Source organism: Micromonospora pisi, from assembly GCF_003633685.1.
Lineage (GTDB): Bacteria > Actinomycetota > Actinomycetes > Mycobacteriales > Micromonosporaceae > Micromonospora_G > Micromonospora_G pisi.
The window spans coordinates 6,945,347-6,964,427 of the sequence record NZ_RBKT01000001.1 but is presented as its reverse complement, the minus strand read 5'-3'; the positions used below and the strand labels follow the sequence as shown (position 1 = coordinate 6,964,427).

Sequence of the window (19,081 nt, the reverse complement as noted above, 5' to 3'; positions counted from 1 at the left end):
CCGCGCTGGCACGGGTACGGGCGGTTGATCGAGAGCGGACGCGCGGCGGTCACACCCCGGACAACTCACGGCCGAATCCGAGACATCCTTCACTGACAACGTGCACGGGTGCCGCACCCGGTCACCCACCTCTCCGCGCTCGCCCGTTGCCGTGCTCTGGGAGTGGCCGGGGTGCTCCTGCTGGCTCTCGGCGCCGCCGGAACCGGCGCGCTGCCCTCCCGGAACCCCTTCCCCGCCCTGGTCGCCCTGGACGAGGTACGCCACTACCCCGGCCCCGCCCTGGTCTGCGCCTCCTTCGGACTCGCGCTGCTGGTCGCGGCCTGGTGGCGACTGGGCGGCCTGGTCCGGGGCGACCACCCGCCGACCCCGGGCGCGCTCCTCGTCACGCTCACCCTGTGGGCGGCGCCACTGCTGGTCGCACCACCGATGTTCAGCCGTGACGTCTACAGCTACCTGGCGCAGGGGGCGATGGTCGGCGCCGGGCTGGACGTGTACGAGCAGGGCCCGGCCACGCTCGGTGGGCCGCTGGCGGCGGAGGTCCCGGCGATCTGGCAGCACACCACCACCCCGTACGGCCCGGTCTTCCTGCTCCTGGCCACCGCGGTCGCCGCGGTGACCGGCACCCAGCTCGCCCTCGGCGTGATCGGCCTGCGCCTGGTCGCGGCGGCCGGGGTGCTCCTGCTCGCCGCCGTCCTGCCAAGCCTGGCCCGGCGCTGCGGCGTCGACCCGGCCGCCGCCCTCTGGCTCGGGGTGCTCAACCCGCTGGTCCTGATCCACCTGGTCGGCGGGGCACACAACGACGCGCTGATGGTCGGGCTGCTCGGCGCCGGACTGGCCACGGCGATGGCCCGCCACCCCGCGCTCGGCACCGCGCTGCTGACACTGGCCGCGCTGGTCAAGGCGCCGGCCGTGGTCGCCCTGGTCTTCGTGGCACCGCTCTGGGCCGGGCAGCTCGCCGGGCGCTGGCGGACCCCGCGCGCGCTCGCCGGCACCGCCGTGGTGGCGATCGGGACCACCGTCGCGGTGACCGCCCTGGCCGGCACCGGATACGGCTGGATCGCCGCCCTGGACACCCCGGTCTCCGCCGCGAACTGGTCGCTCAGCAGCGCGCTGGGGCGGGCCACCCGGGCGCTGCTGGAGCTGATCGGCGCGGACGTCGCCCCGCACGCGGTCTCGTTCTGGCGCTGGGCCGGCCTGGCCGTCGCGCTCGCCGCCGGACTGCTGCTCTGGCTACGCCGCGACGAACTCGGACCGGTGTACGCCCTCGGCCTCGGCCTCGGCGCGCTGGTCCTCTTCGGCCCGGCGATCCGTCCCTGGTACCTGCTCTGGGGACTGGTCCCGGTCGCCGCCGCCGCGGCCGAGGGCCGGCTGCGCCGCTGGGCGGCGCTCGCCTGCGCCGGGCTGGCCGTGATCATCCTGCCGGACGGGTTCGCCCCCGGAATCGCAGAGCTCGGTCAGGCACTCCTCGGCGGCGGGCTCGCCGCCCTGCTGATCCTCGCCGTACGGCACCGGTCCCGACTCGGGCGCCACCTGACCACCACGTACCTGCTGCTGCTCCGGTTCGCTGCCGGCCTCCTGCTCCGGCCTGCGCCGGCTGCCGCCGCCGATCACCGCCGTGCCGCCGAGCCGCTGACGGTCGAGCACGACGTGGCCCACCGCCCGCGGCCGGCACCCACACCGTCACCGTCGAGAGGAACCCGATGAGCCGACCGTGGACGCCCCGCCGGACCCGGGACCGGGTCCTGCTCGTCGCCGTACTGGTCGCGCTCTGCGCCCTCTTCCTGGCCACCGTCCCGGCGCACCGGGGCTTCTTCGACGTCGGTGTCTACCGGGGGGCGGTGACGTACTGGCTGCGTGACGGCGGCCAGCTCTACGACTACCTGCGCCCCGGCACCCGGTACGGCTTCACCTACCCGCCCTTCGCCGCGCTGGTGATGAGCCCACTGTCGCTGCTGAACTGGCCGGCGGCGATCGCGACCAGCATCGCGGTCAACGTGGCCGCGGCCGCACTCGTCATCTACTGGCTGCTCGACCCGATCGCCCGCCGCCGGGGCTGGCCCCGCTGGTACGCCTTCGCGCTCACCGGCTGCGCCGTGGCGATCTTCGAACCGGTCCGGGACACGGTCAGCTTCGGTCAGGTCAACCTGCTCCTGCTGATGCTCGTCCTGGCCGACGTGATGGTCTCCCGGACCGGTCGGGGACGACTTTCCGGCATCGGCATCGGCCTCGCCTCGGCCATCAAGCTCACCCCGGTGGTCTTCATCGGCTACCTGGTGCTCAGCGGGCGGTGGCGCGCCGCCGCGGTCGCCACCGGCACCGCCGCCACCGCGACCGGCGTCGCCGCCCTGCTCGCGCCCCACTCGTCGTACGTCTTCTGGACCGAAGCGCTATGGAACACCGACCGGGTGGGTGATCTCGGCTACGTGTCGAACCAGTCGTTGCAGGGGGTGCTGACCCGGTGGGACCCGCACCTGGGGCGGGGCACCTGGCTGGCCGTGGTGCTCGTCGTCGGGGTGCTCTGGGCGGTCCGGGTACGCCAGGCCGCCCGCGCCGGCGACCAGCTCGCCGGTGCGGCCCTCACCGGAATCGTCGGCTGCCTGGTCAGTCCGATCACCTGGGTGCACCACCTGGTCTGGCTGCTGCCCGCGCTGGCGGTGCTCGGCGGCGCGGCGGTGGACGCCGGACCGGGCCGGCGGCGGCGACGGCTCGGCACCGCCACCGCCGTGGCGTACGTCCTGCTCTGTAGCAGCGTGGTCTGGCTCTGGTGGAACGACGCGAGCGGGGTGGACGGGCTGATCGGCTCCAACGCCTACGTCTGGATCGGGCTGGCCCTACTCGTCGGCCTGCCGATCGGCCGCCAGGCGGTCGGCGAGGTGGAGCAGCGCCAACCGGTAGCCGTCGACGCCCAACCCGGCGATCACACCGGTGGCGACCGCGGAGACAACCGAGTGGTGCCGGAACTCCTCCCGGGTGTGGATGTTGGAGATGTGCACCTCGACCAGCGGGGCTCGGAGCAGGGCGCAGGCGTCCCGGACCGCGTACGAGTAATGTGACCAGGCGGCCGGGTTGAGCACCACCGCAGCCGCCTCGTCGGCCGCCTCGTGCAGCCAGGCGATCAACTCGTGCTCCGCGTCGGTCTGCCGCACCTCGACGTCGAGACCGAGCTCCCGCCCGGTCCGTTCGCAGAGTTCGACCAGTCCGGCGTAGCTGGTCAGGCCGTACACGTCGACCTGGCGGGTGCCGAGCCGGCCGAGGTTCGGGCCGTTGAGGACGTAAACCTTCGTCACCGGGCCACCGCCTCGTCGTACGCGGCCCGGAGCAGGCCCTCGTCCGGCCCCTCCAGGATGGCCGCCCGGGCCAGCCCGTCCAGTACCACGAAACGCAGCCGCGCCCCCCGGGCCTTCTTGTCCACCCGCATCGTGGCCAACAGCTCCGGCCAGGCGTCGGCCCGGTAGCCGGTCGGCAGGTCGAGCAGTTCGAGCACCCTCCGGTGCCGGTCGGCGGTGAGCGGGTCGAGCCGGCCGGCGAGCCGGGCCAGGGTGGCGGCGTAGACGAGCCCGACGGAGACCGCGTGCCCGTGCCGCCAGCGGTAGCCCTCCGCCTTCTCGATCGCGTGGGCGAGCGTGTGGCCGTAGTTGAGGATCTCGCGTACGCCGGACTCGCGCAGGTCGCCGGAGACGACGTCGGCTTTCACCTGGATCGCCCGCTCGATCAGCTCCCGGACCACCGGCGCGGCCGGACTCCTCGCCGCGACCGGGTCGGCCTCGACCAGGTCGAGGATGACCGGGTCGGCGATGAACCCGCACTTGACCACCTCGGCGAGCCCGGCGACCAGGTCGGCCTGCGGCAGGGTGTCGAGCGTGGACAGGTCGCAGAGCACCCCGGCCGGCGGATGGAAGGCGCCGACCAGGTTCTTCCCGGCCCCGGTGTTGATCCCGGTCTTGCCGCCGACGGCCGCGTCGACCATGCCGAGCAGCGAGGTCGGCACCGCCACCCAGCGCACCCCGCGCAGCCAGCAGGCGGCGACGAAGCCGGCCAGGTCGGTGACGGCGCCGCCGCCCACCCCGACCACCGCATCGGTACGGGTGAAGCCCGCCTCGCCCAGCCGGTCCCAGCAGCGGGCGGCGACGTCGATGCTCTTGCCCGCCTCCGCGTCCGGCACCTCGACCAGCAGCGGGGTACGGCCGTCGGCGCGCACCCGTTCGGCGAGCGCGTCGGCCAACGCCTTCAGCGGTGCCGCGTAGAGCACGGCAACCCGGTCCGCGCCGGGCAGCAGGCCCGGCAACGCGTCAAGCAGGTCACGGCCGACGAGCACGTCGTACGCCCGCTCGCCGCCGATCGATATCTTTCTCAGCTCGTCCATCGCGCCCGAGCCTAATCCGCTACTGCGGTAACCCCTCGCAACCGCCCCGCCCACTGTCCGCATGACGGACGAAGGAAGGGCGTCACGGCTTGAGCAGTTGCAGGATCTCCTCGGCCACCTGTTCCGGTGTACGCCCGTCGGTGATCACGGTGAGCGTGGCGACCTCCTGGTAGAGCGGTCGCCGCTGGTCGAGCAGGTACTTGAGGGTGGCGCGCGGGTTGATCGCGAGCAGCGGCCGACCCGCGCCGAGCCCGACCCGGCGGATCGCGTCGGTCAGCTCCACCGACAGGTGGACCACGGTGTGACCGGCGAGCGCGGCCCGGTTCGCCTCGGCCAGGATCGCGCCGCCGCCGAGGGCGAGCACCCCGTCGAACTCACCCAACGCGGTCACCACGGCGTTGCGTTCGAGGGTACGGAAGTGCTCCTCCCCCTCGTCCACGAAAATCTCCGGGATCGGCTTGCCGGCGGCCGTCTCGATGTCGGCGTCGGTGTCCCGGAAGGCGACACCGAGCGCGGCGGCGAGCACCTGACCGGTGCTGGTCTTGCCGGATCCGGGCGCGCCGACCAGGATGCAGACGGGGGCCATCAGCGGATCACCAGGTTGTCCAGGTAGCCGGCGAGGTTACGCCGGATCTCGGCGATCGAGTCGCCGCCGAACTTCTCGGTCGCCGCCTCGGCCAGCACCAGCGCCACCATCGCCTCGGCGACCACTGCCGCCGCCGGGACCGCACAGACGTCAGAACGCTGGTTGATCGCGGTGGCGGGTTCGCCGGTGGTCACGTCGACCGTGGCGAGGGCCCGGTTCAGCGACGAGATCGGCTTCATCGCGGCGCGTACCCGGAGGGGTTCTCCGGTGGTCATGCCACCCTCCAGGCCGCCGGCCCGGTCGGTGACCCGGCGCACCCCGGTCGCCGTCGGCACGATCTCGTCGTGCGCGACGGAACCCCGGGACCGGGCCTGGAGCCAGGCGTCGCCGATCTCCACACCCTTGATCGCCTGGATCGACATCAGCGCGGTGGCGAGCCGCGCGTCGAGCTTGCGGTCCCACTGCACGTGGCTGCCGAGACCCGGCGGAACGTTGTACGCCAGCACCTCGACGATGCCGCCGAGAGTGTCGGCGTCCTTCTTCGCGGCGTCGACCTCGGCCACCATCCGGGCGCTCGCCTCCGGGTCAAGACAGCGCAGCGGGTCGGCGTCGATCCGCTCGGCGTCCTCGGGGCGGGGTTGCAGGCCGGGCTTGGACGCGACCGAGCCGAGCTCGACCACGTGCGACACGATCTCGATGCCGAGCCCCTGCCGGATCAGCGCCTTGGCGACCGTGCCGACGGCGACCCGGGCGGCGGTCTCCCGTGCGCTGGCCCGCTCCAGGATCGGCCGGGCGTCGGCGTGACCGTACTTCTGCATGCCGGCGAGATCGGCGTGACCGGGGCGGGGGCGGGTCAGCGGGGCGTTTCGCGCCTGGCTGGCCAGTTCGTCCGGGTCGACCGGGTCGGCCGACATCACGGTCTGCCACTTGGGCCACTCGGAGTTGCCGACCCGTACGGCGAACGGGCTGCCCAGGGTCAGACCGTGGCGTACGCCACCGATGATCTCGATTTCGTCCCGCTCGAACGACATCCGCGCGCCCCGGCCGTAGCCGAGCCGGCGGCGGGCCAGCTCCCGGATGATCTCCTCGCTGGTCACCTCGATCCCGGCGGGCACCCCTTCGAGGAGCGCGACCAGTGCCGGGCCATGCGATTCACCCGCGGTCAACCAGCGCAACAAGGCAGAACCTTCCCCTCCCGATGGGGTCGCCCTGGTTCTTCTCCCACCGGACGCCACCCACATGCCAGTTGCCCAGTCTGGCACGTGCCGCCACCCGCTCGGCGTACCGCACCGCCCCCGTCCCGTCGTGCGGACGGCTGTTCTGCGGGGCGGCTCCCGGGCCGGGGTGTGTCGGCCGCCGCGCTGAGGCGAATAAAGCGTTCACCTCGTACATGGAAGAACGTGTAGGCACACGTTCTTCCATGTAGGTCATTCCCGGTCATCTCACCCGCGACGGCGAGCGGCCACGACCCGCGATCGGCGGGTCAGTGACCGGTGGTGTCCGAGTCGGTCGCGGCCTCTTCCCCCTGGTCCAGGGCGGAAAGTGCGGCCACCTCCGACTCGGTGAGGCGGAAGTCGAAGACCTCGATGTTGCTCCGCATCCGCTCCGGCGAGGAGGTCTTCGGAATCGGGATCAGCCCGAGTTCGAGGTGCCAGCGCAGCACGACCTGGGCGGGCGTGCGGCCGTACCGCTGGGCGATCTCGGTGATCGTGGAGTGGGTGAGCAGGTCACCGCCCTGGCCGATCGGCCCCCACGACTGGGTCACGATGCCGTGCTCGCTGTCGTACGCGCGGACCGCGTCCCGGGTCACCCGGGGATTCAGTTCGACCTGGTTGACGTCGGGCGTGACGCCGGTCGCGGCGAGGATCCGGTCGATGTGCGCCGGCTTGAAGTTGGACAGGCCGATGGCGCGTACCCGCCCGTCGGCGAGCAGCTTGGTCAGACCCTCGAACGCCTCGACGTACCGGTCCTGCCACGGCAGCGGCCAGTGGATCAGGAAGAGGTCGAGGTAGTCGACGCCGAGCCGCTCCGCGCTCTGCTCGAACGCCTCCTGGGCCTCGCGTACACCGTGCCACTCACCGTTGAGCTTGCTGGTGACGAAAAGATCTTCCCGACGTACGCCGGAGGCGCGCAGCCCCCGTCCGACGCCCTGCTCGTTGCCGTACTTGTAGGCGGTGTCAACCATGCGGTAACCGATCTCGATCGCCTGCGCGATGGCGACCTCCGCCTCGGCGTTCGACATCGGCCAGGTCCCCAGGCCGAGTTGCGGGATGCTCGCCCCGTTCACCAGTTGTCGGGTCGGTGCGATCGCTGCCGATGACGTCATGCTTCAGTCTCCTCGAGTCGGAATCCGTACGAGGCTACCTCCGACACGACCATTAACCGGCTGGGACCAGAACCGCGGTGCCGGACCAGTCGACCTGCTCCTCGGCCGCCTGCCGAGCCGGCTCACCGTCCGCGTCGAGCACAACGCTCCACCCCAGCCACCTTGAATACCGCTAGACCAACCCTTGGCGGGCAATGGGATGTGGTCGATACTCAGGCGGCAAAACATTCCACATAGCGGTGATGAGCCGCTCCTGTGCTCGCACAAGCGCGTCTGACCCAGCACCCGAAAATGGGTCTTCCTGATCTCGATAAGAAGCCCAGGCACGCCTACATTCCTTCTCAAGTTCCACAATCGGGTCCGTGATTTTATCCCTTTCAACCCCAGGCACCACCCCCAACAACTTCTCGGCATACCAGATATTTATAGCAGCGTTGGCGGCAATCATCTCGCCAGCCAACTGAACATGAGTCAAACCGGCTTTGTCGCTAAGCAAGATCTCCACACCGAAACGACGGGTACCCGAAACGCTCACCACCGTTACCCTCTTCTACCGTAGACATCATTGAGTATCTGCTTCAAATGCGCGGTCATCGCTGCCTTACCCTTCGACAATTACCATTTACGATCCAATAAGGGGGATGTGATTATTGGCCAATGCCTTTCCGGCTTCGTCGAATACTTTGAGGTGCACATGCGACAGACCGGGCCGGTGGGCACCGGCAAGCGACGCAGGATCGATACGGAACCCGCAAGTATTTTTCTTATTCCGGAAAAAACACCCCTGCTGTTACTGATATCGCGCGCCCCGACGCCGACGAATTCATGACCGGTAGCCGTAGCATCCTCCAAGCTCAGCGAGTGTTGACTGACGATACTCGCCTGCCGCTTATGCGCCGCGATGTCAACGTTGCGTTCGTGCGACGGCAACGCTGACGGCAACACGGGCGACCAAGCGCACCCATCGACGCACAACGCCATTACGCAGCAACGCTACGGAATGCCGCCGAGCGTCGTCGGATCCGAAAGGAAGGCGGGCTCAACCGGTATCCGGTCGAGCCCGCTCAAGCTCCGCCCCAGAAGGCGGGACGGCCCCTAATTTGCATGGACTTACATCACGCGACGCGCGATGTTCAACGCCCAGATCAGGAATTCGGCCGACACGCCATCCAATCTCGGATTAATTGAAACGCGCGCGTCACGCCAGTCCGAACCTCGGTTGAATACTGCGACCACCGACTCTGCTGATGACACGGCAGGATCAATGAACTCGACGATACGCTCGTCGCTTGTCGCGTCATCGAAGCTAACAACTTGGATCTTACGACCCTCGTAGTCTTCGCTAGCCATTTGCGCTGCTCCTAGTCGAGGAAACCCGAGAAGTTGCCATTGAGATCAAAGCGTGCTCCTCGGCCACCAGGAAGCCGAACATCGAGTGTGTCTTGCCACTGACCACCCACACGACCATACCCTAGATGGGCGACCGAGTCAGGATTCGTCAGAATATCGTCGAGCATGTCCTGCCCTGCCGAGTTCCATCCTTGAGGGTTTTCTCGTCCGGCGGGTCTCGGCCAATTTGAACCGGTGCCCGCGCGATCTGCATGCTTCTGCAAGGCGCGCCCAGCAACCGAGTAACCGCCCCTTTGAAGAGTTGCGCCAGACGCAGAAGCTGCGTCAAGGTCGATTAGTCCAGACGGGCCAGTTCCGCAGTTGTGTACGAGTACCGGGGTGTCGCCGGCCACCACATAGTACGTGTGGGTGACGTCGACGGTGAGGTCGTACATGACCTCGGCGCCGGCGTAGGAGGCGACCTCGTCCACGATGGCGGGCTTGCGGTCAAGGGTGAGGAGGTGTTCCCCAGTCTCCAGGTCGGCAGCGCCGATCCATGCCTTGCGGGTCTCGCTCCAGATCGGGTGGTGCTGAGTGGTCTTGACCACCTCACTACTGCCGTCGGCGAAGACGATGGTGAGGTCGGTCAGGGCGGTGTCGTTGTTGATGTGGGTCTTGGTGACGGTGCGGGCTTCGGTCTTGCCGGTTTCCGGGTCTGTCGCCAGGACCCGGTCGCCTTCGTCCAGTTCCTCAATCGGCACTTCGTCGCCGTCGGCAGTAACGACCTTGGTACCAGCGGCGAAGCTGTGCAGCGGACAACTACCGAAGGCATCGTCGACCTGTTTGGCGGCGGCTTCAGCGGCATCCTCGGCCCTCTTGAGGGTGTTGGTTGCCCACTTGACCTCTTCGAAGAAGTTCTGGACCGCTCTCGCGGCGCGGGCCAACGTACCGGCGATGCGCTTGCTGTCCTTGATGAGCTTGAACGCCTTGCCCCAGGGGAGCATGCCGGCGACCGCGAACACGCAGTCCATGGCGTTGCCGCCAATACAGCCGAGGATGTCGTTGACCCCGATCAGGTCCAGCAGGATCTGCCCGCCGGCCTTCACGATGATCGAGATGACACTCTCACTCTTGATCTTCTTGGCCCGCTCGACGTCCGCATCGGTGGGGCCGCCCTGGTCCGAGCTGATCAGCGAGGGCTTGCGGACCGGCTCCTTGCGGACGGTGAACTTGCCCTTGCTGCCCATCACGACCCGCTCGCCGGTCTCCCGGTAGTGCTGCGCGTCGCCCTGGGGAGTCTCGGTGATCAGCGGCATCAGACCATCCGGGTCACTCATCGTGACCGGGGTGTTGCTGGCGTAGCTGTAACCCTGCATCTGCTGCGGGTCGGTGTAATCGATGATCGGGTCGAGGCTGATGAACCGGCCGGTGCCGGGGTCGTACTCGCGGGCACCGAGGTGGACCAGACCGGTCGGGTCGTTGTCACCGCCGACGAAGCCCTTCGGCGTGGGCCAGACCGGGTTGGTGCCACGCGGGCCGCCGTAGGGGGTCTGCCGCCGCTGGGTGATGGCCTGGTCGCCAGACTTCACCGCGAGTTGCTGGGTGCCCTGCTGATCGCCGATTACCCAGGTGATGTCGGTGCCGGGCGCACGTGACCCGATCACCTGCCCGGCGTGGCTGTAGTAGCGGGTGGCGGTCGTGGAGCCGCCGCTGGTGGTGTAGTGGACCTCCATGCCCGGCAGGTAGAGCGTCTTGCCGGTGCCGTCGCGGGCGATGAGGCGATTGCCGTCGGCGCCGTAGACGTACTTGTTGGTCGTCGCGCCGTCGACCAGCGTGTCGAGCCGGCCCTCGACGTCCCAGGTCAGCTTCTGGCTACCGGTGCCCGGCGGGCAGGTGTTGTTGACCGCGGTCGGGTTGGGCCGACAGGTGGTGTTGCCGGTGTCGTCGAAGGTGTAGTTCTTCGTACCCGCGCCGGTGCCGGTGGTGACGACCTGGGTGGCGGCGTGCGGGCGATCGGCGCCGGCAGCCGGGTACTTGTACGTCGAAACCGTGTTGGTGGCGGCGTGCTTGGTCTCGGTGACCCGGTTGCCGATGGACTTGCCGACCTCGTCGAAGGTCCAGGAGTGCCAGTAGGGTGCCGGCCCGCCGAGCCCGGCCACGGTCGGTGCGGTCCCGCAGTTGCCGCCGCTGGGCGTCCACGCCTCGGTGAGTCGCCGCTGGTAGTCATAGCCGAAACACTGGGTGTCGGCGGTCCCGCCGGCCGGCGTGTCCGCGATCTTCGTGATGTTGCCGGCTTCGTCGTACTCGTAGTTGACGTCGGCGAGCAACTGCGGGGCGATCTGGCGGTTCGCCTTCGCGCTGTGCAGCCGTCGGGTGCTGTCCTCGTAGACGAAGGAACGTTGCAGGAAGTTCTGCGCGGTCTGCTGGTACTGGACGAACGCCAGCTCACCGAAGGCGGTCCAGTCGGTGTTGGTGACGTACTGGCCGGCACCCGGCCAGTTCGTCTGGACCTGCTCCGGCAGCCCGGTCACGCCGTCGTAGGTGAAGGTGAGCTGCTCACCACCGAGCCCGGCGGTGTTCGGGAAGGACTGGGTGGCGAGGCTGCTGCCGTCGGCCTTGTAACTGCGACCGAAGAAGTACGACCCGCTCAGACCCGTCTCGCTGGCGGGGATGGTGTACTCCTCGCCGGTGGACTGGTACAGCGCCGTGTAACCGGCGATCGCGACCTTGTACTCGTTGACGCCACTGTCGGTCCAACGGCTCGACGAGGCGAGCTGACCCTTCGCGCCACTCGGGTCGTACGCCCAGGTGGCACGCTTGTTGGCGGTCGTTACCGCGTTCTCGTACAGGCCGGTCTTACGACCCAGGCTGTCGTAGGTGTAGACGAGCGTCTTGTCGTTGTCGTCCTTGGTGGAGGTCAGGTCACCGAAATCGTTGTACGAGGAGGTGGTGAGGCCCTTGTCCGGGTCGTCGGCGCTGATCTGGCGACCCAGCAGGTCGAAGCCGTACGTCCACTCGTTGCCGGCCGCGTCGACGACCTTGGAGAGCTGCGCCTTCCGGGTGTAGCTGTACTTCGTCTCGTCGAAGGGGCCGCTGGTGGAGCCACCGGAGTGCCGGCGCAGCTCGACCAGGTTGCCCTGGGCGTCGGTGATGCTGGTGGTGGGCGTGCCGCCCCTCGGCGGGGTGACGTAGGTGCGGTCACCGCCGTAGACCGTCCGGGTCCGCCACTTCTCCTGACCACTGGTCATCAGGATCGAGTCGGTGATCCGGGACGCGCGGTCGTACACGTTGACGTTCTGGCTGTTGAACTGCCAGGGCGCGATCGCGACCAGTTTGGTGCCCGCGGTCAACGCGGGGTCATGGTGGTTGCCCGCGCTGTAGGCGACCCGGCCGGCGCTGTCGTAGTCGGTCTGGGTGAAGACCGTGCCACCGCCGGAGACGGCGGCCGTCTGGGTCTGCCGGCCCCGCAGCAGTCCGTCGGAGAGGGCGTACGAGGTGACGTAATTCCCCTCGGCGTTGATCGTCCGCGTGGTGACCGCGTTGACCCCGCCCGTGTTGCGGATCAGGTAGTCGTACTGCATCGACGGCGAGTCGGGGTTCGCAGCGATCAGTCGGTTCGGCAGCCAGACCTTGGTCAGCCGACCCAGTCCGTCGTACTTCAGGGTGGTGACCTTGCTGTTGACGTCGCTGGTCTCGATCGGCAGGCCGAACGTCGGTTCCAGGGTCTGGCTGGAGACCCAGCCGAGGTGGTTGGTGGTGGCCACCTTGGTCACCGGCCCGCCCGAGGCGGGGGTGTAGGCCGTGCTGGTCTTGTTGTTCCGCGCGTCGTACGCCTCGACCGCCCGGCCGAACACGTCGAACGTGGTGCGGGAGGCGGTCATGAAGGTGGTGCCGGCGGCCGACGTCCAGTCCTTGAGCGTCTCCACCGTGGTGGCGTCGCCCTTGGTCGGCGCCACGCCCGCGGCCTGCTTGTCGTACGAGGTGCGAATGTCGCTGAAGATGTGGTCGGAACTGGTCGGCGCCTGACCACAGGGGAGCGTGAACGTCTGCACCCGCGACGGCAACGAGAGCAGGTTGATGCCGGTGTTGCGGGCGTACGTGTTGTCCGCGCACATCTCGTCGCCGGCAACGGCCAGGTCACCGAAGTCGGTGGTGGTGTCCGGCATGCCGTACGAGTCGAAGGTGTTGTTCTGCCTGGTCACCCGCCAGCCACGCCCACCGTCGAGCTTGACCGCGTTCCAGGTGGCGTCGACACCGGAGTACCGGGCGTACTCGGTGGTGTCGCCCATGTCCCGGGTCGCCGTCGGCGCGGACTGCCACGCCTGGTTGACCGTGGTGGAGATGGGATCGGTGTCGACACCGTTGTACACGATCTGCTGGCGAACCTGTCCGGCGAAGGTGTCCTCGTCGTTGACCTGCGGCGCGTCCTCGGGGTCGGTGGTGTCACCATCGCCGTTGAGGTCGATCGCGGGCATCTGGATGTTACGGGTGCCGCCGGAGGGGGACGCCTTGTCGCCGTGCAGGCCCCGGTAGTAGCGGGACTCGGTCAGGGTCTGCTGCCCGCCGACGGGGTCACCCTGGCGCATCCGTACCCGGCCGTAGCCGCCGTAGTCGGACCAGGTGCGGAACTTGTCCGGGGTCAGTCCGTTGTCGTCGGTGTGCCGCCAGGCCACCCCGTCGAGATACTCGTACGAGCTGGTCACGTCGGTGCCGCCGCCGGTCCAGTCGGACTCGATGACCTGGTTGACGACGTACTTGTGGAAGTACTCGGTCTCGGTCTTCCCGGTGGCGGCGTTCTCGGAGAGGACCGGGTAGCAGCGGAGGGTGTTCGTCTCCGGGGAGGCCGGCATCACCGAGTTCGCGACACACTGCGGGTCCGAATAGACGACGGAGACCTTGCCGCCGGTCTCGGTCCAGATCGTGCCCATCCGCATCCAGTACAGCGGCGGCTTGGTGTCACCGATCGTGTCGACCCGGTTGGGGCGGTGGACGAAGTCAAAGTTGATCTCGGGGGTCGTGGTGGTGCCGCCCGAGTGGGCGACGCTCTCCAGCCACATGCCGTTGCGGGAGGAGTCGCCGTTGTCCGGGAAGGTGTGGTTCAGGGTCCACGACTCGACGTCCGGGGTAACACCCTTCACCCGCGTGGTGATCTTCGCGAGCCGCTTGGTGGTCCAGAAGGTCGGCGAGTACTTGCCCGGACATTCCGTACCAGCGCACTCCTGGTCCCACGGCACGTCCGGCCAGTGCGCCTCGTCGTGGATCGTGCAGTCCGACAGGCAGCGGTCCGCGGCGGTGAAGACCACCGTGGCCGTCGGCGTCACCGAACGGTCGGCGGCGCCACGATCCCAGGTGCCGTACTGGATCTGGTTCAGCGTCGAACCCCGGTGGTAGATCACCGCGTTCGAGTCGGTGTTGTTCGCCGCGTACTTGTTTCCGTCGCGGCTGTACCAGAGCGACATGGTGTTGCCGTGGGTGTCGATGGCGTAGTCCAGGTTCCAGCGCCACGCCTGGTTGCAGTACGCAGATTCGAACGTCGCGTTGTAACAGGGCTCACCGGGGTGGTTGCCGTAAACGCGGACCCAGTTGGTCGAGTTCGTCGTCGAGGTCTGCCCCGGCAGCGCGTGCTGGCCGAAGAAGTACTGCATCCCGTTGGCAGCGGTGATCTTCCAGTACTCGCCGTCGTTGTCGCCGTTGGCGGTCATGCCGGTCAGGTGCTCGACCTTCGAGGCGTCGTCACCCTTGAGTCGCCACTGGCCGGTGGCGGTGTCGCGTACCAGCTCGGCGGAGCGGCCGTTGAGGGACATCACCGCGTTGTCGGTGCCCCAGCAGAGGTCACCGGTCGCCGTGTCGTTCGTCGCCTCCCCGGCCATGTCCTCGCTGCACGGGGTGTATCGGCGCTCCACGTAACCCGGGGTGTACTCGAACCCCTCGCCGATCCACGACGGCTGGTTGTTCGACGCGTCGCTGCGCCCGTCAACCGCGCTCGACGAGTAGGCGAGCGACAGACTCGGCGCCGGGCCGCCCAGCACTGGCGGAACCCGCATCGGGTACGACCACGAGAACTCACCGCCCGAGCCGCCGACCGCCCAGGTCGAGGAGGACTGCAATGGGGTGGCACCATAGTTGCCGGCATCACCCGAGGCTGCCGCCCGCAACGCCAGCAGCTGCCCAGTCGACTGCGTGCCCGACGCGTTGGCGGCGGCGGTGGAGGGAGCTGCGGGCAGCTCCACATCCGCCGACACCCGCTTCGCCGAGACGTCGTTGCGCGACGGCAGTTCCGTACCCCGGCAACCGGCCGCGGACGGGGTGGTCAGCGCGCACTCGGGCAATGCCACCAGTCGCAGCCGGGTCGACCAGTCCGCACCGAAGGCACCGGCGAAGCCGCTGTAGTCCACGCCGAGCTGCACCCGGCCGGCCCCCGTCACCGCGTCGGCGCGACCCACCCGCACCAGCACGCCGTCCTGCCAGCCCGCCGGCACCTTCGCCCGGTCCAGCACCTCTACCCGCGCCCTCGAGACGGCGGCGGTCGCCGTGGTGGCGGCCCGGTTGGTGCCGGCGCTCGCCGTCGCGGGGCCAACCCAGACCGGCAACGAGCCCGCGCGCGCCACCACCGGCAGGGGGTCCCCGCCGTTGGCGCGGGCAGTGCCGGGGGCGCTCTGCCCGATCAGGCTCGCCTCAGCGACGCCCGCCGCCGGCCACACCGTCTTGGCCGAGGCTGCCTTGCCGGCCCCCTGGGTCATGTCCGCCGGCCTCGGCTTCGCCGCGACCGGCTTCGCCGTCACCGCCTTCGGCTGGACCACCGACAGGTTCGTCGGTGCGGCCTGCGCCGGCTGCGGCGTGGCGACCAGGAACCCGGCCACCAGGACCGCGACCATGCCGTACGCGACAGCGACGGTGCCGCGCTCGCCAACCGTTCGTTGCCACCGGGCACGACGCAGCTTACCAGAACGATGGCCAGGGACCGATCGAGCGAACATCAACAACCTCCGCCAACAGGGGGTATGCGGGGATGAACCAGAGCAAGACTGCGCGTGCCGGTCGGGCCCGCCGACACATCGGCGTGGCGGGCCCGGGCCGGCTACGAGTTGTCGTACAAGGCTTTGGCCTCGCGGTCGGACATCGCGCCAGCGAAGAGCTTCAGCTGGTCGATGTCGCCACGCAGGTAGCCCCAGGTAGCGTCACCGGCGCCGACGACCATCGGAGCCGTGAAAGCCTTCCCGGTCGCACCGCTGCCCGTTACCGCCTGCTGCACCCGGTCGACGTAGAGACGCACGATGCCGGTGCTGGCGTCGAACACACCGACCAGGTGCACCCAGTCGTGCAGCTTCGCCGGCGCGTCGGAGAGGGCGGCGGCCCAGGAGGCACCGCCCGAGCCGTCCGGCGAAATGATCGCGAACTGCCATCTGCCGTCCGGTAGGACGTACAACTTCACCGCGCCGTCGCCGCCACCCTGCCGGAGCACCACCTGCTCCTCCGCGGTGACCGCGTTCAGCCGTACCCACACCGACACGCTGAGGGACTGGTCGGTGCGGACGATCGGGCCGGAGGTGGCGGCGTAGCCGGCGCCCGCTGTGCCGTACCCGTCCGGCTGCGCGCTGTTCAGCCACAACGCGTCGTTGTCGTCGTGCGCGTCGCCGGTGTAGCCGACCGACTGCGAACTGGAGTACGGGTCGGTGCAGCCGTACAGGCTCAGCCTCTGCGACCAGTAGCTGGCACTCGTTGCCGCCCCGCACGACGAGGCGAGCCCACCGTTGAAGTCCCAGGAGGCCACCTCGGTCGGCGCCAGGATCCCCTGTGTCGCAGGTGTACCGGCAGCGGCGTTCGCGGCTGTACCCGTCAGGTCATCGGGGACCATCACGCGCTGCCACATCCGTACGTCGGTGATCTGTCCCCGCCAGGCGTCGGAGAGACCCGGCACACCACTGGCCGGGGTCCACCGGATCGCGCCGATCATCACCGGGCCGGTGGCATTCCAGGTGGCGGGCGTACGCGTCGCGGAGGCAGCCAACACCCCGTCCACGTACAGCCGGGCCTCGCGGGTGGCGGAGTCGTACGCGGCGGCAAGATGCACCCACCGGCCCACGTCCCGGACGGTCAGGGCGGCAGGCGACACCACGTGGGTCGTACCGCTGCCCCCCTCGCCCATGTCGATTCCGGGCAGGGCCAGCCCCCAGTGCGGTTGGCCGTCGAGCATCCGGACGCCGAGTGCGAACGCACCAACCTTCGTCCCGGACTGCGAGACGGCAGTCAGGTTCCAATCAGGCAGGTCGATGTCGGGGTCGCTCGGGTCGAAATCGCCGAGCCGGACCCACGTCGCGACGCTGTAGGACTGGGTGGTGTTCACCGCCGGCCCCGACGTCAACAGGTGTACCGAGCGGTCGAACGAAGCGGTGGCCGCGCCGATGATTCGCGAGTCGTTCGCCCAGGAGAGGTTCCCGGTGGGCGTCAGATCGGCGTTGCCGATCTGGTCGGTCAGGTTGTGCGCATCGATGGTGTCCAGCGGCCAGTGCGCCACGGGCGCCGTCGGTGCCTTCACCAGGAAGCTGTACGAGTGCGTATCGCTCTGCTTGTTGGCACCGTCGAGGCTGTAGACGTTCAACGTGTTGGACGAATATCGCGGCGGCGTCAACACCACGCTGTAGGAGGCACCGGGCGACACGTTGACCGTGGTCATCGGCTGTGGGCTGCCGGCCCACCCGTAGACGTAGCGCGTAACGTCCGAGACACCTGCGGTGAAGGTGAAGATCGCCGAAATGCCCGGACCGCCGTGGGCGACTCCGTCGTTCGGGTAACCCGACGACGACACCCCTGGACGCGGTGGTTTCGCCGTGTCCACAGTGAACCGACACCAGGGCGACCAGTCCGGCGACTCCCACCCCGCAGCGTCCCGGGTCTTCACCCGCCACTGGAAGGTCTTGCCCTCGGGGCTGCCCGACCCGAGGCTGGCCAGCACGTAGTCGCCGTAGCTGTTACCCGGCTTGGTCGGCCCGGTTATCCCCACCACCGGCCCGTCCGGCAGCAGTTGGAACTCGAGGTGACCGGTCAGGCTGTCGTTGGCACCGTCAGGGTCGCCGTAGAACGCTCTGAAGGTGGGCGACGAGGTGCCGATAGTCGCGCCACATGCCTGTCCTGTCGTGGTGAGGCTTGTCGGCGTCGCGGGTACGGAGTCGTAGGTCACCTCGAGCCATGCCTTGTCGGTGTAGAACCGCTTCCACCGCTCTTGATTCGACTCCTCCGCGCCATTGGTGTCACACGCACACAACCCGACCGTGTAACCCGTGTAGCCCGAGTCCAGCGCCCACTGAAGGTCACCCTTGATGGACCCGCCGAACTCGGCGTCCATGTCGTCCTGGACCGCACCACATCCACCGGTCTCGTTCGCATGCCCGTCCCAGCCGGCTACGAACACCCCAGGCAGCGGACGCGTCGTCCAGCCCATCCGCCCGGCACTACCAACGGTGATCCCGCTCGTGCGGTACATGCGGACCGGCGTCGAGTCGCAGGAGTAGGAATGATCCAGAACCAACCGCACATTCGCCGTCATGATCTTCTTGCGCAGCAGCGGCGCGGTGTCGAACTCGAAGAACGACCGGTACCGCTCACCGGAACCGGTATCGGCCGGCTCACGACCCACCCGCGCGGAGCTGCCGTCGTTGTTCTCGCCGTTGCTCGTCGCGTACGCCCACCGCGACCGGAACTTCTCGAACGGCGGATCCACGAACACCGGATAGGTCAGTGCCGGGTCGGCCAGCAGCTTGCTGTCCGGCACCACCGTCAACTGCTCGCCGTCCAGCGCCAACCCCACCGGCGCGATCCGCGACGTCACCGCAGGCTCCACCGCCGTAGCCGGCTCACCCACCGGCACCGCAACCCGACCCGACGCCCGCGCAGCCGCCACCGCCGGCAACACCTCACCAGCACGCGCCGGGTCACTCGACGAATCCCACATCCGCGCGGCACCGGATGTAGCCACCACACCGCCACCGGAACCGAGCAGCCGCAGAGTACCGTCACTCGCCCGCTCCACCCGCGTATTGCCGCCGGTGACGTAACGCAACTGCCGAACCGCCGGATTCTTCGCCGCCGCCGGCGTCAACAACTCCACCGAATGCGTATAACCCTCAGCCGTCGCCGTCACATGCAGATTCACCCCGGAAAGCACCGACTCGTACGTCGCCGTCGCACCGCTCACCTTCGGCACCGGCAACGCACCCAACGGCCACGACAACGTGAACGTCGAAACACCCTCCCGCCACGTCACCAACGGACCCGACCCACCGGCGGAAAACGACACATCGGCAAGGGTGGCGGCCGGCTTCAACGAACCGTCGGCCTGACGCACCAGATCCGGCGAAATCGGCGCCCACGACCCATCAGCCCGCCGAACCCGCTGCGGCGCCACCGACGCCTGATACCGGAACCCACCCTCCGCCAACGCCACCACCTGAGTCATCTCCGTCAGAGACGACTCCACCAC

Annotated in this window: 11 protein-coding genes and 1 pseudogene; 3 read left to right on the top strand and 9 right to left on the bottom strand. The window is 68.8% G+C overall.

Annotated features, from left to right (window positions below):
• The first annotated feature begins 108 nt into the window (after positions 1-108).
• Entirely contained in the window at positions 109-1,704 is a 1,596-nt protein-coding gene (gene mptB / locus BDK92_RS30110; RefSeq protein ID WP_170208736.1) for a polyprenol phosphomannose-dependent alpha 1,6 mannosyltransferase MptB, read from the top strand.
• Positions 1,701-2,924 (top strand): annotated as a pseudogene (locus tag BDK92_RS40505) (glycosyltransferase 87 family protein); the annotation flags it as partial. The gene mptB and the pseudogene BDK92_RS40505, both read left to right, overlap by 4 nt.
• Here the strand turns inward: BDK92_RS40505 and aroQ are convergent.
• The 6 genes from aroQ to BDK92_RS38605 form a co-directional block, all read right to left on the bottom strand.
• Entirely contained in the window at positions 2,832-3,287 is a 456-nt protein-coding gene (gene aroQ, locus BDK92_RS30100; protein WP_121159802.1) for a type II 3-dehydroquinate dehydratase, read from the bottom strand. The pseudogene BDK92_RS40505 and the gene aroQ overlap by 93 nt on opposite strands.
• The gene (gene aroB / locus BDK92_RS30095) at positions 3,284-4,363 is read right to left on the bottom strand and encodes a 3-dehydroquinate synthase (RefSeq protein WP_121159801.1); all 1,080 of its coding nucleotides are present in this window, start codon (positions 4,361-4,363) and stop codon (positions 3,284-3,286) included. Before aroB ends, aroQ begins: the two co-directional genes overlap by 4 nt.
• Positions 4,364-4,445: 82 nt before the next feature.
• Positions 4,446-4,949: a shikimate kinase gene (locus tag BDK92_RS30090; protein ID WP_121159800.1), complete on the bottom strand. Its 504-nt coding sequence runs from the start codon at positions 4,947-4,949 to the stop codon at positions 4,446-4,448.
• Complete coding sequence (gene aroC, locus BDK92_RS30085; RefSeq protein ID WP_121159799.1) at positions 4,949-6,127, bottom strand: chorismate synthase; 1,179 nt, start codon at positions 6,125-6,127, stop codon at positions 4,949-4,951. The genes BDK92_RS30090 and aroC overlap by 1 nt, the downstream gene beginning before the upstream one ends.
• Positions 6,128-6,432: 305 nt before the next feature.
• On the bottom strand, positions 6,433-7,275 hold the full coding sequence (locus tag BDK92_RS30080; protein WP_121159798.1) for an aldo/keto reductase: 843 nt from the start codon (positions 7,273-7,275) through the stop codon (positions 6,433-6,435).
• 172 nt (positions 7,276-7,447) lie between these two features.
• Positions 7,448-7,810: a hypothetical protein gene (locus tag BDK92_RS38605; protein WP_147457162.1), complete on the bottom strand. Its 363-nt coding sequence runs from the start codon at positions 7,808-7,810 to the stop codon at positions 7,448-7,450.
• A gap of 30 nt (positions 7,811-7,840) precedes the next feature.
• On the opposite strand from BDK92_RS38605, the gene BDK92_RS38600 reads away from it, so the two are divergent.
• Positions 7,841-8,104, top strand: coding sequence for a hypothetical protein (locus tag BDK92_RS38600; protein WP_147457161.1), 264 nt, complete (start codon positions 7,841-7,843; stop codon positions 8,102-8,104).
• Between the two features lie 281 nt (positions 8,105-8,385).
• On the opposite strand, the gene BDK92_RS38595 is transcribed toward BDK92_RS38600, so the two are convergent.
• The 3 genes from BDK92_RS38595 to BDK92_RS30070 form a co-directional block, all read right to left on the bottom strand.
• Positions 8,386-8,625, bottom strand: coding sequence for a hypothetical protein (locus tag BDK92_RS38595; protein ID WP_147457160.1), 240 nt, complete (start codon positions 8,623-8,625; stop codon positions 8,386-8,388).
• An 11-nt stretch (positions 8,626-8,636) separates the two neighbouring features.
• Complete coding sequence (locus BDK92_RS30075; protein WP_121159797.1) at positions 8,637-15,479, bottom strand: polymorphic toxin-type HINT domain-containing protein; 6,843 nt, start codon at positions 15,477-15,479, stop codon at positions 8,637-8,639.
• 203 nt (positions 15,480-15,682) lie between these two features.
• Entirely contained in the window at positions 15,683-19,057 is a 3,375-nt protein-coding gene (locus BDK92_RS30070; RefSeq protein ID WP_147457159.1) for a LamG domain-containing protein, read from the bottom strand.
• Positions 19,058-19,081: the final 24 nt, after the last annotated feature.

Bases quoted from the DNA above. Each gene is read 5' to 3' on its own strand.
- BDK92_RS38595 (WP_147457160.1), bottom strand. From the start codon at position 8,625: ATGGCTAGCGAAGACTACGAGGGTCGTAAGATCCAAGTTGTTAGCTTC.
- BDK92_RS30075 (WP_121159797.1), bottom strand. From the start codon at position 15,479: ATGGTCGCGGTCCTGGTGGCCGGGTTCCTGGTCGCCACGCCGCAGCCG.
- BDK92_RS30090 (WP_121159800.1), bottom strand. From the start codon at position 4,949: ATGGCCCCCGTCTGCATCCTGGTCGGCGCGCCCGGATCCGGCAAGACC.
- BDK92_RS30070 (WP_147457159.1), bottom strand. From the start codon at position 19,057: ATGACTCAGGTGGTGGCGTTGGCGGAGGGTGGGTTCCGGTATCAGGCG.
- BDK92_RS30080 (WP_121159798.1), bottom strand. From the start codon at position 7,275: ATGACGTCATCGGCAGCGATCGCACCGACCCGACAACTGGTGAACGGG.
- aroB (WP_121159801.1), bottom strand. From the start codon at position 4,363: ATGGACGAGCTGAGAAAGATATCGATCGGCGGCGAGCGGGCGTACGAC.